12 protein-coding genes are annotated in these 14,871 nt (G+C 72.3%); 6 read left to right on the top strand and 6 right to left on the bottom strand.

The window, feature by feature from the left end; all coding sequences use genetic code 11:
- Positions 1-11: 11 nt before the first annotated feature.
- The 3 genes from ABT053_RS32120 to ABT053_RS32110 form a co-directional block, all read right to left on the bottom strand.
- Positions 12-833 carry an ABC transporter permease gene (locus tag ABT053_RS32120; protein ID WP_350974099.1) on the bottom strand — a complete coding sequence of 274 codons (822 nt, stop codon included), beginning with the start codon at positions 831-833 and terminating at the stop codon, positions 12-14.
- Complete coding sequence (locus ABT053_RS32115) at positions 830-1,912, bottom strand: LLM class flavin-dependent oxidoreductase (protein WP_350974098.1); 1,083 nt, start codon at positions 1,910-1,912, stop codon at positions 830-832. Before ABT053_RS32115 ends, ABT053_RS32120 begins: the two co-directional genes overlap by 4 nt.
- A gap of 321 nt (positions 1,913-2,233) precedes the next feature.
- Positions 2,234-2,881 carry a TetR/AcrR family transcriptional regulator gene (locus tag ABT053_RS32110; protein ID WP_350974097.1) on the bottom strand — a complete coding sequence of 216 codons (648 nt, stop codon included), beginning with the start codon at positions 2,879-2,881 and terminating at the stop codon, positions 2,234-2,236.
- A 138-nt stretch (positions 2,882-3,019) separates the two neighbouring features.
- Between ABT053_RS32110 and ABT053_RS32105 the strand changes: the two genes are divergently transcribed.
- The gene (locus ABT053_RS32105; RefSeq protein WP_350974095.1) at positions 3,020-5,245 is read left to right on the top strand and encodes an MMPL family transporter; all 2,226 of its coding nucleotides are present in this window, start codon (positions 3,020-3,022) and stop codon (positions 5,243-5,245) included.
- 310 nt (positions 5,246-5,555) lie between these two features.
- Here ABT053_RS32105 and ABT053_RS32100 read toward each other — a convergent pair whose 3' ends face one another.
- On the bottom strand, positions 5,556-6,467 hold the full coding sequence (locus tag ABT053_RS32100; protein WP_350974093.1) for a bifunctional helix-turn-helix transcriptional regulator/GNAT family N-acetyltransferase: 912 nt from the start codon (positions 6,465-6,467) through the stop codon (positions 5,556-5,558).
- Between the two features lie 152 nt (positions 6,468-6,619).
- Between ABT053_RS32100 and ABT053_RS32095 the strand changes: the two genes are divergently transcribed.
- The gene (locus tag ABT053_RS32095; RefSeq protein ID WP_350974092.1) at positions 6,620-7,645 is read left to right on the top strand and encodes a lactonase family protein; all 1,026 of its coding nucleotides are present in this window, start codon (positions 6,620-6,622) and stop codon (positions 7,643-7,645) included.
- Between the two features lie 255 nt (positions 7,646-7,900).
- On the top strand, positions 7,901-8,926 hold the full coding sequence (locus ABT053_RS32090) for a 6-phosphofructokinase (protein WP_350974090.1): 1,026 nt from the start codon (positions 7,901-7,903) through the stop codon (positions 8,924-8,926).
- Positions 8,927-9,286: 360 nt separating this feature from the next.
- On the opposite strand, the gene ABT053_RS32085 is transcribed toward ABT053_RS32090, so the two are convergent.
- The gene (locus tag ABT053_RS32085; protein ID WP_350974088.1) at positions 9,287-10,144 is read right to left on the bottom strand and encodes an MHYT domain-containing protein; all 858 of its coding nucleotides are present in this window, start codon (positions 10,142-10,144) and stop codon (positions 9,287-9,289) included.
- Positions 10,145-10,221: 77 nt separating this feature from the next.
- On the opposite strand from ABT053_RS32085, the gene macS reads away from it, so the two are divergent.
- The 3 genes from macS to thiI all read left to right on the top strand — a co-directional run bounded on the left by macS (position 10,222) and on the right by thiI (position 13,530).
- Positions 10,222-11,340 (top strand): MacS family sensor histidine kinase, encoded by a 1,119-nt coding sequence (gene macS / locus ABT053_RS32080; RefSeq protein WP_350974087.1) that lies wholly within the window; start codon positions 10,222-10,224, stop codon positions 11,338-11,340.
- 222 nt (positions 11,341-11,562) lie between these two features.
- A complete protein-coding gene (locus ABT053_RS32075) occupies positions 11,563-12,192 on the top strand; it encodes a response regulator (RefSeq protein ID WP_502991915.1) in 630 nt (209 codons plus the stop codon).
- A 135-nt stretch (positions 12,193-12,327) separates the two neighbouring features.
- On the top strand, positions 12,328-13,530 hold the full coding sequence (gene thiI, locus ABT053_RS32070; RefSeq protein ID WP_350974084.1) for a tRNA uracil 4-sulfurtransferase ThiI: 1,203 nt from the start codon (positions 12,328-12,330) through the stop codon (positions 13,528-13,530).
- A 138-nt stretch (positions 13,531-13,668) separates the two neighbouring features.
- Here thiI and aroF read toward each other — a convergent pair whose 3' ends face one another.
- Complete coding sequence (gene aroF / locus ABT053_RS32065) at positions 13,669-14,706, bottom strand: 3-deoxy-7-phosphoheptulonate synthase (RefSeq protein WP_350974082.1); 1,038 nt, start codon at positions 14,704-14,706, stop codon at positions 13,669-13,671.
- Positions 14,707-14,871: the final 165 nt, after the last annotated feature.

Raw genomic sequence — 14,871 nt, 5'->3', positions numbered from 1 at the left:
GGGGGTCTTTCCTAGGTACGGCCGCGCCAGGGAACCAGGCGGCGGTCCAGCGTTTGCAGGAGGAAGTCGATGAGCAGGCCGGACAGGCCGATGACGATGATCCCGAGCACCACCACGTCCGTCTGGTTGTAGCGCTGGGCGTCGCGGACCATGCCGCCGATGCCGGGCACGCCGTTCACGGTCTCGGCGGCGACCACGGTGGTGTACGCGACGCCCACGGCAACCCGCACCCCCGTGATGATCTCGGGCAGCGCGCTCGGCAGCACCACCCGCAGCGGCAGCTCGTGCCGGCGGGCGCCCAGCGAGCGGGCCGCGTTCAGGTAGTCCTCGTGCACCCCGCGCACCGCGTCGGCGGTGGCCACCGCGACCGGCGGGAGCGCGGCCAGCAGCAGGAGCCAGATCTTGGGCTCCTCGTCGATGCCGAACCAGATCACCAGCAGGCTGAGGTACGCCAGCGGCGGCAGGGTGCGGACGAACGTGACCAGCGGGCCCAGCAGCGCGCGCAGCGTCGGGACCATGCCGATCAGCAGCCCCAGCGCGATGCCGCCCGTCACCCCGTACAGGCAGCCGAGCAGGATGCGGCGCAGGCTGGTGAGCAGGTGCTCCTGGAGGGTGTAGCCGCTCACCCCCTCGACGGTGGTGCGCAGGAACTGGTCCCAGACCGCGACGGGCTCCGGCACGAAGACCGGCGGCCAGATCCCGGCCATGGCCACGGCCTGCCAGATCGCGACCAGCGCGACGATCGCCCCGGCCCGCAGCGCCAGGGCCCGCCAGAGTCCCGGCGTCGTGGGTCGGAGGCGTTGAAGACGGGGACGGGAGGCGAGGACGCTCACGTGACGAGCGCGGGAGCGGCCAGCAGGGGGAGGACGAAGTCGCCCACCCGCCAGGCCTCCTCCAGGTGCGGCCAGCCGGACAGGATGAACTCCGACAGGCCCAGCTCGGAGTACTCGCGGATGCGCTCGGCGACCTCCGCGTAGCTGCCGACCAGCGCGGTGCCCGCCCCCTCCCTGACCAGCCCGACCCCCGCCCAGAGGTTGGGCGAGATCTCCAGCGCGTCCGCGGAGCCGCCGTGGAGGTCGGCCATGCGGCGCTGCCCCACGGAGTCCATCCGGGCGAACCGCGCCTGGGCGGCGGCGATCCTGTCCGGGTCCATGCCGTCGAGCAGGCGCCGGGCGTGCGCCCAGGCCTCCTCGGAGGTGTCGCGGGCGATGACGTGCAGCCGGATGCCGAACCGCGGTTCGCGGCCCGCCTCGGCGGCGAGCTTGCGCACCCTGGCGATCCTCTCGGCGATCATCGCCGGGGGCTCGCCCCACATCAGGTAGACGTCCGCCCCGGCCGCCGCCACCCGTTCCGCGGCGGGGGAGGCCCCGCCGAAGTAGATGTCGGGGGTGTCGAGGAGCGGAGTGGCGAGCCCTCCCCCCGACACCCGGTAGTGGGCGCCCGCGTGGTCGAACGGCTCGCCCGCCCAGGTGCGCCTGAGTACCTCGATGAACTCGCCGGTGCGCTCGTAGCGGGCGTCGTGGTCAAGGAAGTCGCCGTAGGCGCGCTGCTCCCCGGGGTCGCCACCGGTGACCACGTTGAGCAGGAGCCGCCCTTCGCTGATCTCCTGGAGGGTCTGCGCCTGCTGGGCGAGCAGGGTGGGGAGGGTGAAGCCGGGCCGGAAGGCCACCAGCAGCTTGAGCCGCTCGGTCCGCGCCGCGACGGCGCTGCACGCCACCAGGGGGTCGGGACAACCCGCTCCCACCGGGGTCAGCACCGCCTCGAAACCGGCCGCCTCGGCGGCGCGGGCCACCTGGGACAGGTAGTCGAGCGTCGCGGGCCTGGCCGCGGCGCCGCCCGCCGCGACGGTGGTCGTGGCGGGCCTGACGTGATGGCCGTCGCCGGTGGTCGGCAGGAACCAGTGCAAGCGCATCTTCGCCTCATAGGGCTCATACGGAACGGGGTGGTGTCCCCGATACTAACCACATAATACCTATCTATAAAGAGGGAATTAGGGCAGGGGGTATGGCGGGCCCCGCGGGGCCCTGGCCTGGGGTGATCGCCGGGACCGGCCTCGGGCGGCTCGCGGGAGTCGGGCGGAAGGGGGGCTCCGGGGGCGATGACCGGGTGCCCGGTTCCCAGCTGGACTCCGTGAGGGGCGGGCCGGTCGGCCGGGTTCCCGGGTTCTGGCCGGTGTTCGCGGGGAGGGGCGGCCGGTTCACTGGCCGGTGTTCGCGGGGGAGGGTCGGCCGGTTCAGGTGGCCGGTTCCGGGCCGGGGGCCGTGGAGGTCGACAGGTAGCCCGTGAGCAGGGCCTTGAGCTCGGCGGTCAGTTCCGCCGCGCGTTCCGGTGAGCCCGCCGCGATCAGCGGGAGCACGGCCCTGATGGTGGCCAGCATCATGGTGGCGACCAGCAGGCGCCGCTCCTCGCCGAGATGGGGGGCCCGTACGGCGAGGACCTCGGCGATGCGCCGGGCGATGCCCCGGTGGAGCCGCTCGGACGCCGCCGCGAGCCGGTCGCCGGTGGCGGAGCCGTGCAGCAGGGCCCAGTAGGCGGGGCGGGAGGCCTTGTAGGCGACGATCTCGTCCACCACCTGGTCGATCAGATCGGCCACGGGCATCCGGATGACGTCACCGGTGAGCCTGGCCTCCCAGTGCGCGCCCCGCCCTTCGGTGAACCGGTCGAGCAGGCCGTCCAGGATCTCCTCCTTGTTGCGGAAGAACTGGTACAGCGAGCCCGGGGACATCCCCGCCCGCTCGGCCACCGCGTTCGTGGTCATGTCGGCGTAGCCGATCTCGGCGATCACCGTCTCGGCGGCGTCGAGGATCTCCTCCATCCGCTTGAGGCCGCGCGCCTGCCGCTTGACCGTCCGCTGCCCGGTCGCGGGGTGTCCCTCAGGCATACGTCGTCCCGTAGGCGTGCGTCGTCCCGTAGGCGTGCATCGCCCAGTAGGCATGCGTCGTCCCGTTGACAAATACGAGCATTTACTTGTATTCCTGTCTCGAGTCGCAAAATACGAGCAGTTTACCGACTTTCGGGGATGACCATGAAGACTGACCCGCGTCCGGTCGTGGCGCCTCCCGTACCGCCGCTGAGACGGCTCGGCCACCTCCTCGCGCGGCGCCGCCGCCCGGTGATGGTCCTCGCCCTGCTCGGCGCCGTCGTGCTGGCCGCGCTGACGGCGGGCACGGTCTCCGGGCTCTCCCTGGCCAGGTACGAGGCGCCGGGCTCGGAGTCCGACCGGGCCCAGGCCGAGCTGGCCGCGCGCTTCGGCACCGGAAGCGCCGACCTCGTCCTGCTCGTCACCGCGAGGAACGGGACCGTCGACACCCCCGCCGTCGCGGCCTCCGGCCGGGCGCTCACCACCCGGCTGGCGGCCTTCGAGGGCGTGGCGGAGACGGCGTCCTACTGGTCGCGGGGCAACCCCGCCACGCTGCGCAGCGAGGACGGCAGGCACGCGCTCGTGGTCGCCCGCATCCCCGGTGACGCCGACCGGGTCCGCTCCGAGATCCTGCCGAGGATCGTCCCCGAGGTGCTGCGCGGCGACGCCGCGACCACCGTCAGGGCGGGCGGCGGCGAGGAGGTCTTCCGCCAGACCGTGCCGCTGGCCAGGCAGGACTTCGTCCGGGCCGAGCTGGTGGTCGTCCCGCTCGTGCTCGTGCTGCTCTGGGTCTACCTGCGGCGCGTCCTCGCCGCCGTGCTGCCGATCCTGCTCGGCGTGCTGGCCATGGTGATCGGGCTGGCACTGCTGCGGATACCGCTCCTGTACGCCGAGCTGTCCACGTTCGCGCTGAACCTCACCCTGGCCATGGGACTCGGCCTGGGCGTCGACTACTCGCTGTTCGTGATCGCCCGCTTCCGGGAGGAGGTGGCGCTGGGCAGGGACAGGCACGAGGCGGTCGCCCGCGCCGTCGAGCGGGCCGGTCGTACGGTGATCTTCAGTGGGGTGACGGTCGCCGCCTCGCTGAGCGTGCTCCTGTTCATGCCCTTCGACTTCTTCCGCTCCTTCGCCTACGCGGGGATCGCGGTCGTCGCCGGGGGAGTGGCCGGTGCCGTGATCGTGCTGCCCGCGATCCTTGCCGCCGTCGGCGACCGGGTGCTGCCGCGCCGTCCCTCCTCGCCGGGAGGTTCCTCCCGTACGGGCGCGGCCGGGGGAACCTTCTGGCGCGGCCTGGCGACGCGCGTCATGCGCCGGCCGGTCGTCTACGGCGGGATCGCGACCGCGCTGCTCCTGCTGCTCGGCTCGCCCTTCCTCGGCCTGCGCTTCGGCGTCGCCGACGACCGGATCCTGCCCGTCTCCGCGCCCGCCAGGCAGACCTCGGACGTGATCCGCGCGGAGTTCCCCGCCGAGGAGACCGACGCCCTCCAGATCGTCTCCACGGGCGCGGCCGGTGCCGCTCCCGAGGCCGTCCCCGGTTACGCCGCCGCGCTCTCCCGCCTCCCGGGCGTCGCCCAGGTCGACTCCGCCGCCGGGTCGTACGCGAAGGGCGCCCTGGTCTCCGCCGGAGACCCGTCGCGGTTCGCGGGCACGGGGGGCACCTGGTTGTCGGTGGTCCCCTCCGCCGAGCTGATGGAGGACGACCCCGTCCGGCTGGTCCACGACGTCAGGGCGCTGCGGGCGCCGTTCGAGGTGCTGGTCGGCGGCTATCCGGCCGAGCTGGCCGACTACCGGCAGGCCGTGATCGAACGGCTGCCAGTGCTGCTCGGGCTGATCCTGGCGATCACCTTCGCGGTGCTGTTCCTGATGACGGGCAGTGTGCTCATCCCGCTCAAGGCGACGGTGCTCAACCTGCTCAGCCTGTCGGTCATGTTCGGGGCGCTGGTCTGGATCTACCAGGACGGCAACCTGTCGGGCCTGCTGGGCTTCACCCCCACGGGCACCCTCGACCCGAGCATCCCGATCCTGATGTTCTGCGTCGCGTACGGGCTCTCGATGGACTACGAGGTCTTCCTGCTGTCGCTGATCAAGGAGGAGCACGACCTGACCGGCGACACCCCGGGGGCCGTGGTGACCGGGCTCCGGCGCGGCGCCCCCCTCGTCACGGCGGCGGGCGGGATCCTGGCGGTGTCGTTCGCGGCCTACGGGACCGCGGAGGTGGTCTTCGTGCAGATGCTGGGCGTGGGGATGGCGGTGGCGATCCTCGTGGACGCGACCGTGATCCGCGCGATTCTCGTCCCCGCCGCCATGCGCCTGGCCGGTGAGGCCAACTGGTGGGCCCCCGGCCCCCTGCGCCGCCTCCACGACCGCGTCGGCCTGTCCGGCTGATGTTTCGTACGGCCCTTCCCCCCGGCCCCGCCCACCGGACGGGGGCGAGCGGGACCGGGGGAGGCAGGGGGAGAGGAGGGGAGAGGAGGGGAGACGAAGGGAGACGCGCGGTCGTGGTGCGTCCGCGGCTCCGGTCGGTCGTCGATCGAGAGAGACGCGTTCAGAGGTCGCGCGGGGACAGGTTCGGAGGGCGCGCGGGAGGACGGGGTCGAGGGGTGCGCGGGGGACGGGTTCGGAGGGCGCGCGGGAGGACGGGGTCGAGGGGTGCGCGGGGGACGGGCTCAGAGGTCGCGCGGAGGGCGGGGCGGGCTCAGAGGTCGCGGGCCCAGATCTCCTCGACGAAGGTCTCGTCGCCCCCGCCCCGCCTCTTCTCGACCAGCTCGAAGCCCGTCGCCTGGTAGATGCGCCTGGCGCCCACCAGCACGTCCCTGGTCCACAGCATCATCCGCCGGTAGCCGGCCGCCCTGGCGAAGCGCACGCACTCGTCCACCAGCCGGGTGCCGATCCCCATGCCGCGCGTGGACGGCTCGACCAGCAGCATCCGCAGCTGCGCGGTCTCGTCGTCCTTGCGCACGCAGAAGACGCACCCGGCGCGCTCGCCGTCCACCTCGGCGATCCAGCCCGCCTCGCGCCGGGGGTCGTGGCCGTCCACGTAGTCGGCCACGATCCTGGCCACCATCGCCTCGAAGTCCATCCCCCAGCCCTGCTCCTGGCTGTAGAGCGTGCCGTGCCGGTAGACCACCCAGCCGAGGTCGCCGGAGCGCGGCGGGCGGATGACGTACGGCCGGTCCGTCCTCGGCGCCCGGCCGAGGATCTCCTCGATCGTCGCCATGCTCGCGACCAGCCGCCCGCGGTCCTCGTCGGTCACCCCGGCCAGCAGTTCGCGTACCTCCTCCGCCGCGCGCTCGTCGAAGCCCGCGAACCTGGTCCTGCCCTCGGGGGTGAGCTCGACCACCTGCCGCCGCGCGTCGGCGGCGGACCGCTCGCGCACCACCAGGCCGTCGCCCTCGAACCTGCCGAGCATCCGGCTGAGGTATCCGGCGTCGAGCCCGAGCAGCCGCCGCAGGTCGCCCGTCTCCATCCGGCCCGCCCGATCCAGCTCGAACAGCACCCGCACCTCGGTCAGCGAGTAGGAGCTGTCGAGGACGCCCTGGTGGAGCAGGCCGATCAGCCTCGTGTAGAAGCGGTTGAAGGCGCGGACGTCCGCCACGTGTCTCTGCATGCTTGACAGCATCAACCAATTCGTTGACGAGGTCAATGAATTGGCCGACGCGGCCCCCTGTGAGGCCGGCGGTCCGCTGCGCTAACTTCGCACTTTGGCCGAGGACGGATGATGAGCGGCGCGGCGTGTGCCGCGCCCATGGCGGGAGCATGATGGCTGAGGTCGCGTACATCGGTGGATACACCCCGGACACCGACGGGTCCGGGCCGGGGATCACCCTGGTCGAGCTGGGGAGCCTCGCGAGGCTCGGGGAGACGGCCGCCTCCGGTCCCTCCTTCCTCGCCGTCCACCCCACCCTCCCGGTCCTCTACGCGGTGGGGGAGAGCGAGCGCGGCACCGTCGGCGTCTTCGCCCGCGCCGGGGACGGCACGCTGAGCCCGCTCGCGCAGCGGCCCAGCGAGGGATCGGCCCCCTGCCACCTGGCGGTGGACCCCACCGGCACGCGCCTCGCGGTGGCCAACTACGGCGACGGCACGGTCAGCGTGCACGGCATCGACGGATCCGGCCTCCTGACCGACGTGTGGATCTTCCCCTACCGCGAGGGCGCCCACGCCCACCAGGCGGTCTTCGGCCCCGACGGGGTGCTGTACGTGAGCGACCTGGGCTCCGACGAGGTCCGCCGCTACCTGGTCGGGGACGAGGTGGTCCCGCACCCCGCGGGCCCGGTGCGGCTCGCGTCCGGCATGGGCCCCCGGCACATGGCCTGGTCGGGCGGCCACTGGTACGTGGCGGGGGAGCTGGACGGCACCCTGCGCGTCTACGAGGTCTCCGACGGTCTCGACGACCTCAACGAACTCGAAGACCTCGACGGCTCCGGGGCTTCCGGCGCCGCCGCCCCCTCCGGCGGGGAGTGGCGCGAGATCGCCGTCGTCCCGGCCAGCGGGAACGAGGGACACAACCAGCCGTCGCACCTGGAGGTCTCCGGGGGGCTCGTCTACGTCGCCAACCGGGGGCCCGACACGATCGCGGTCTTCGCGGGTCCCGGGCTGGAGCCGGTGGCGGAGGTCCCCTGCGGAGGGGTCTGGCCCCGGCACTTCGCCATCGCCGACGACCGGATGTACGTGGCCAACCAGCGCTCGGACGGCATCGCCGTGCTCCCGCTCAAGGGCGGCGTGCCGCAGCCCGCGGAGGAGGTCTTCGCCGTCGGCACCCCCTCCTGCGTACTGCCCCTGCCCTAGCCTTCCCTAGAGTGGTCCCAGAGGTTTCCGGGACCACTCTGACGGGTGCGCCCGGCCGGGCGCGAAGAACCGGGTCCGGCGGGCGCCTCACCCGTCGATCGCGGAAAACGACATGTGAGGACTACTCTCCTTGGTCTAGACCACTGGGCGCATCTGCGGGCAGAATGCGTTGCGTCGGTGGCGAAAACCCATCGCCGGACCGACCGTGCCACTTAGTCTGGCCATCTTGTATCGAACTCACTACCGGAGGATGCCATGCGTATCGGAGTGCTCACCGGGGGCGGCGACTGCCCCGGCCTGAACGCCGTTATCCGCGCCGTCGTGCGCAAGGGAGTGGGCGTTCAGGGACATGAGTTCGTCGGCTTCCGTGACGGCTGGCGTGGCCCCCTCGAGGGCGACACCATGCCGCTTGACATCGACGCCGTACGCGGAATCCTGCCGCGTGGCGGAACGATCCTTGGCTCCTCCAGGACCAACCCGATCAAGATCGAGGGTGGCGTTGAGAAGATCAAGGAGAACCTCGCGAAGGGCGGGGTCGACGCGCTGATCGCGATCGGCGGCGAGGACACCCTCGGTGTGGCCAAGCAGCTCTTCGACAAGGGCGTGAAGGTCGTCGGCGTGCCCAAGACGATCGACAACGACCTCAACGCGACCGACTACACCTTCGGCTTCGACACGGCCGTCAACATCGCCGTCGAGGCGATCGACCGCCTGCACACCACCGCCGAGTCCCACCACCGCGCGCTGATCTGCGAGGTCATGGGCCGCCACGCGGGCTGGATCGCCCTGCACGCCGGAATGGCGGGCGGCGCCAACGTGATCCTCATCCCGGAGAAGCCCTTCGACATCGACAAGGTCTGCGCCTACGTCGAGTCCCGCTTCAAGACGCGCTACGCGCCGATCATCGTCGTGGCCGAGGGCGCGCACCCGGTCGAGGGCCAGATGGCGCTGCAGGCGGGCGAGCTCGACGCCTTCGGCCACGTGCGGCTCGGCGGCATCGGCGAGAACCTCGCCAAGGAGATCGAGAAGCGCACCGGCAAGGAGGCCCGCACCACCGTGCTCGGCCACATCCAGCGCGGCGGCACCCCCACGGCCTTCGACCGGGTGCTCGCCACCCGGTTCGGCCTGCAGGCCATCGACGCGGTGCAGGAGGGCGACTTCGGCAAGATGGTCGCGCTGCAGGGCACCGACATCGTCAGGGTCGGCCTCGACGAGGCCACCAAGGAGCTGAAGACCGTGCCGGTCAGCCGCTACGAGGAGGCCGAGGTCTTCTTCGGCTGAGACGGCTCCCCCGGGGGCTCCACTTCCGGAGGCTCCTCCGGGGCTCCGCTTCAGGAGGCTTCCCGGAGGCTCCGCTTCCGGAGGCTCACCCCCCGGAGACTCACTTCCGAGGTTCACTTCCGGAGCCCCGCATCCGGAGCCTCACCCCCGGGCCCCGGCCGCCGTTCCTTCGCGGCCGCCCGGGGTTCCCCGGACGCGGGCGAGCGGTCCGCCGGGGCGTCTCCCCGGTCTCCGGGCGGGCGTCGTTTAAGCGTTCTGCGAGCGGCCTCCCCTAGCCTCCCCGCAGGGCGGCCGCCCGCGATTCCCCTCCATGTACGGCTTGCGCCTTGACCAGGCACCAGCGGGGGCGCAAGCCGTACATCATCGTCCCCGGGAGTCGAAGAGCGACGGGCCCTGCGGCGCCGGGGCCGGCGGTGGGGCGACCGGTTCCCGGAGCCGCTCCTCGTCGCGGAGGCTCTCCAGTCTGGCCAGCAGGGCGGCGTCGTTCTCCAGCTCCCGCTGCGACGGGGCCAGGATGACGGCCAGCAGCAGGCCGAGGGTGATCAGGCTCACCAGGGCCAGGGTGGGCAGCATGAAGTCGACGCCCCGCGCCCCCTCGATCGGCGCCGGCGAGATCAGCGGCCGTACCTCAAGGGCGAACATGCCGGTGTAGTGCATGCCGCAGACGGCCAGGGCCATGATCAGCGCGGCGCCTCCGGTGGCGAGCGCGCCGCTGACCCGCAGGGTGAACCAGAGCGCCACCGTGGAGGCGGCGATCGCGATCAGCACCGAGAGCCCGACCAGCAGCGGGTCGTAGGAGACCTGGGCCGACATGTTCATCGCGAACATCCCGATGTAGTGCATGCCCGCCACGCCGAGACCGGTGAGCACGCCACCGGACAGGAGGGAGAGCGGCCTCTCGCCCTGGTGGGAGACCAGGAACAGCCCCGCGCCCACGACGACGACGGCCAGGGCCGCCGAACCGGCCGTCAGCGGCACGTCGTAACGGATCTGGCCACCGCCGACGGCGAAGCCCATCATGGCGACGAAGTGCATGACCCAGATGCCGGTGCCCCCGATGGAGAGCGCCCCGCCCGCCAGCCAGCGGACGCGGGCCGCGCCCGCCGTCGTGCGGGCCCTGGCGGTGAGCAGAAGACCGAGCAGGCATCCGACGCTCGACATGACGTAGGCCGCCACGGGGGTGAGCAGGCCATAGGAGAAGTGATCTACGTGGGACATGTTCCAGTTTCTCGTGAGAGGGAAATCAGGGGATTATTGCAGCTCGTGGCCTTTCTGGAGAAAGGCGCGGGCGGCCGATGACCGGGATCGAGGACCCGTTCTGGCGCGCGGTCGCGGTTTTCCGCGTCGCGTCCCTCGCGTACGCGGCGGTCCTGCTCATCCGCGCCGGGGGGTACGCCAACCCGGCGACCGGCTGGGTGGTGATCGGCGTCATGGCGCTGTGGACCGTGGCGACGATCTTCGCCTACTCCGTCAGGGAGCTCCGCGGTCGGCCCCTGCTCGCCGCCGACATGCTCGTGACCGTGGGCTGCCTGCTCGCCACCCCCGCCGTGCAGGGCGTCTACCAGCAGGGCAGCCTGCCGATCACCGGCACCTGGATGGGCGGGGCGGTGCTCGCCTGGGCGGTCTACGGCGGGCGGCGGCTGGGGGCCGTGGCCGCGCTGATCGTCTCGCTGGCCGACCTGTGGCTGCGCGGCGTCTTCGGGGGCGACCTCGCGATGCTGCCGATCAACGGCACCGTCCTGCTCTTCCTCGCCGGGGTGGTCGTCGGGCACGTGGCCCGGCTGGCCAAGAAGGCCGAGGAACGCATGCAGCAGGCGATCGAGCTGGAGGCGGCCGGGCGGGAGCGGGAACGGCTCGCCCGGGGCATCCACGACTCGGTGCTCCAGGTCCTCGCGCTGGTCCAGCGGCGCGGGCAGGAGATCGGCGGCGAGGCGGCCGAGCTGGGCAGGCTCGCGGGCGAGCAGGAGGCCGCCCTGCGCGAGCTGGTCAGGCTCAGGCCCGAGGCGTCCGCCCTCGGCACCGCCGACCTGCGCGTCCTGCTGCACAGGTACGGCTCGGCCACGGTCACCGTCTCGGCCCCGGCGACCCCGCTCACCCTGCCCGCGGCCACCGCGGCCGAGATGGCCGCCGCGGTCGGGGCCGCCCTGGACAACGTCGCCCGCCACTGCGGGGCGCGGGCGCCCGCCTGGGTCTTCGCCGAGGGTGAGGACGGGATGGTCACCGTGACCGTGAGGGACGAGGGGCCGGGCATCGCGCCCGGCCGCCTGGAGGAGGCCGCCGCCGCCGGGCGGCTGGGCGTCGCGCAGTCCATCCGGGGCCGCATCGCCGACCTCGGCGGCACGGTCACCGTGATCTCCGGCCCCGGCCGGGGCACCGAGATCGAGATGTCGGTGCCGGCCGGCGGGACCGTTTAGGCCGTTCGGGCTGTTCTGGCCGTTTGAGCCGTGCCGGCCTCCGCTCGCGGCGTACAGGGCGTACAGGGCGTACAGGGCGTACAGGGCAGGGCGTACAGGAGTCGGGCTCAGGACGAGGGCGTCCGCGACAGGTGTTCCGGGTGGAGGGCAGGTCGGGACGGGTGGCGTGAAGAAGACCGGCAGGTCGGGACGGAACGGCTCTAAGGTGGGCCAATGCGCGTGATGGTGGTGGACGACCACCCGATGTGGAGGGACGGGGTGGCCAGGGACCTGGCCGAGGCCGGGTACGAGGTCGTGGCGACGGTCGGGGAGGGGCGGCAGGCGATCCGGGTGGCCGCGGCCGTCCGGCCCGAGCTGGTCGTGCTCGACCTGCAGCTGCCCGACGTGCCGGGGGTCGAGGTGGCCAGGAGGCTGGCCGCGTCGGAGCCGCCGCCCCGGGTGCTGATGCTGTCGGCGAGCGGCGAGCAGGAGGACGTGCTGGAGGCCGTCAAGGCGGGCGCGTCCGGATATCTCCTGAAATCCGCAAGCAAGGAGGAGTTCCTTGACGCGGTCAGGCGCACCGCCGAGGGCGACGCGGTGTTCACCCCCGGCCTGGCGGGGCTCGTCCTGGGGGAGTACCGCAGGCTGGCCGCCAGGCCCGCGCCCGAGGCGACCCCCCGGCTGACCGAGCGGGAGACCGAGGTGCTCCGCCTGGTCGCCAAGGGCCTGTCGTACAAGCAGATCGCCGAGCGTCTCGTGCTCTCCCACCGGACGGTGCAGAACCACGTCCAGAACACGTTGAACAAGCTCCAGCTCCACAATCGGGTGGAACTGGTCCGCTACGCGATCGAGCAGGGCCTCGACGAGTCGTAAGCGCGACTAAAGTGACAAGGTCGAGACGTTGTCTTTGCGTGAGCGCGCGAGAGACTTGACTGTGGTTCACCGATGTCGGTTCCCTGGCGTCTCCCGACTCCCCGTCCCCCTCGAAGTTCCACCGGAGGTCGCACCATGACCATGTCCGCCTTGGGCGAGCCCTGCGTTCTGCTCAAACTGGGCGAGGTCGTCCTCAAGGGCAACAACCGCGAGCTCTTCGAGCGCAGGTTGCAGGCCAACATCAAGGCCGCCCTGAAGGACGTCGGCGTCAAGGTCGACGTACGGCAGCGCCACGGTGTCATCGCGCTCTTCCTGCCGGACGGCAGTGGCGCGGAGATCGCCGACGCGGTCGCCGAGCGCGTCTCGTACGTCCCCGGCCTGGTCTGGGTCCACCGAGCCTGGCGGGTGGAGAAGGACCCCTCGGCGATCACCAAGGCCGCCATCGAGCTGCTCGCCGACCGCGACGACGTCAGGCGCGGCGTCTCCTTCGCGGTCCGCTCCCGCCGCCGCGACAAGCGCTTCCCGCTCACCTCGATGCAGCTGGACCGCTCGGTCGGCGGCGAGCTCAACGACATCTACGGCCTGCCCGTCGACCTCAAGCGCCCCGAGCTGGTCGTCTCCATCGAGGTCGACCGCGACGAGGCGTTCGTCTTCACCGGCGGGCAGCCGGGCCAGGGCGGGCTCCCGGTCGGCACCAGCGGCAGGGGCCTGGTGCTCATGTCCGGCGGCATCGACTCCCCGGTGGCCGCCTACCGGATGATGCGCCGCGGCCTGCGGGTCGACTTCCTGCACTTCTCCGGCATCCCCTTCACCACCTCGGAGTCCATCTACAAGGCGTACGCGCTGGTCAGGGCACTCGACAAGTTCCAGGGCGGGTCCCGGCTGTGGGTCGTCCCGTTCGGCAAGGCCCAGCAGTCGATCAAGGCCTCGGGGCAGGACCGTCTCGCGATCATCACCCAGCGGCGCCTGATGCTGAAGACCGGCGAGGAGGTCGCCCGCCGCCTGCGCGCCGGGGCCCTGGTCACCGGCGACTCCCTGGGACAGGTCTCCTCGCAGACCCTGCAGAACATCACCGCCCAGGACGACGCCGTCGACATGCCGATCCTGCGTCCCCTCATCGGCCTCGACAAGACCGAGATCATGGCCGAGGCCCGCCGCATCGGCACCCTGGCGATCTCCGAGCTGCCCGACGAGGACTGCTGCACGCTCCTGGCCCCCCGCAAGGCCGAGACCGCCGCGAAGGTCGCCGACCTGAAGAAGATCGAGCGCCGCCTCGACGCCGAGGAGCTCGCCGTCCAGCTCGCCGGTTCCCTGCAGGAGTACAAGATCGACGCCTGACCCCCCTCGGGCGCACCCGAGGGGGGCTCCCGAGGGGGGCTCCCGAGGGGGAGGGGCGAGAGATGTCAGACGGGGACCGGGAGGTCACCGGCCGGGCGGGCTCCCAAGGGCGTCACGGCCCGAGGGGGCGCAGAGGTGTCAGGCGGGCGCCAGGAGGTCACCGGCGGCGACCTTGCCCAGCAGCGGCGGGAACCGCTCCATCACCCGGGCGAGCTCCTCCAGGTCGCCGTCGACCAGTGCCTGCGGGCCGTCGCAGAGGGCCTGCTCGGGGTGCGGGTGGACATCGATGATCACGCCGTCGGCTCCGGCCGCGATGGCCGCGCGGGTGAGCGGCAGGACCAGGTCGCGGTGGCCGCCGGAGTGGGACGGGTCGACGATCACCGGCAGGTGCGACAGCCTCTGGGCGAGCGGCACCGCCGAGACGTCCAGGGTGTTGCGGGTGGCGGTCTCGAAGGTGCGGATACCGCGCTCGCACAGCACGATGTCGAGGTTGCCGCGCTGGGCGACGTACTCGGCGGCCATCAGCCACTCCTCGATCGTGGCGCTCATCCCGCGCTTGAGCATCACCGGCTTCCCGGAGGCGCCGACGGCCTGCAGCAGCGCGAAGTTCTGCGCGTTGCGGGTGCCGACCTGGAGCATGTCGGCGTAGGAGGCCACCAGCTCCACGTCGTCGGCGTCGACGACCTCGGTGACGACGGGCAGCCCGGTCTCCTCACGCACGTCGGCGAGGATGCGCAGGCCCGCCTCGCCGAGCCCCTGGAAGGCGTACGGGGAGGTGCGGGGCTTGTAGGCGCCGCCGCGCAGCAGGGTGGCCCCGGCCGCCTTCGCCATCAGGGCGGCCCCCAGGGTCTGCTCCGGGGTCTCCACCGCGCACGGCCCGGCGATCAGGGTGACCGTGTCCGGGCCGATCGGCACGCCGCCGACCCGCACGGTGGACCGCTCGGGGTGGTTGTCCCGGCTCACCAGCTTGTACGGCGCGCTCACCCTGATCACGTCGGCCACCCCCGGCATCCCGCGCAGGTCGAGTGTTGCCAGCTGGGCGATGTCGCCGACCAGGCCGATGATCGTGCGGCTCACGCCCCGGCTGACGAACGCCTCGCCGCCCGCCGTGGCGATGATCTCCACGATCGCCTCGACGTTCTCCCGGGTGGCGCCGGGACCCATGACGATGACCATTTCTCTTCCTCTCGATCTTCCCGCCGGCGCCCTCCGGGATCGGCGGGCGGCGGCGGTTCTGGTGGCTGTGGCTGTGGCTGTGGTCGTGACTGTGGCTGTGGCGTTCTCGACGGGTCCTGGGAAAAGCAAAAGGCCCCGGGTCCGAAAACCGGACCCGGGGCCTTT

This window comes from Streptosporangium sp. NPDC002524, assembly GCF_040295985.1.
Lineage (GTDB): Bacteria > Actinomycetota > Actinomycetes > Streptosporangiales > Streptosporangiaceae > Streptosporangium.
The sequence above is the reverse complement of the archived record's forward strand: the minus strand, read 5'-3'. Positions and strand labels throughout refer to the sequence as shown.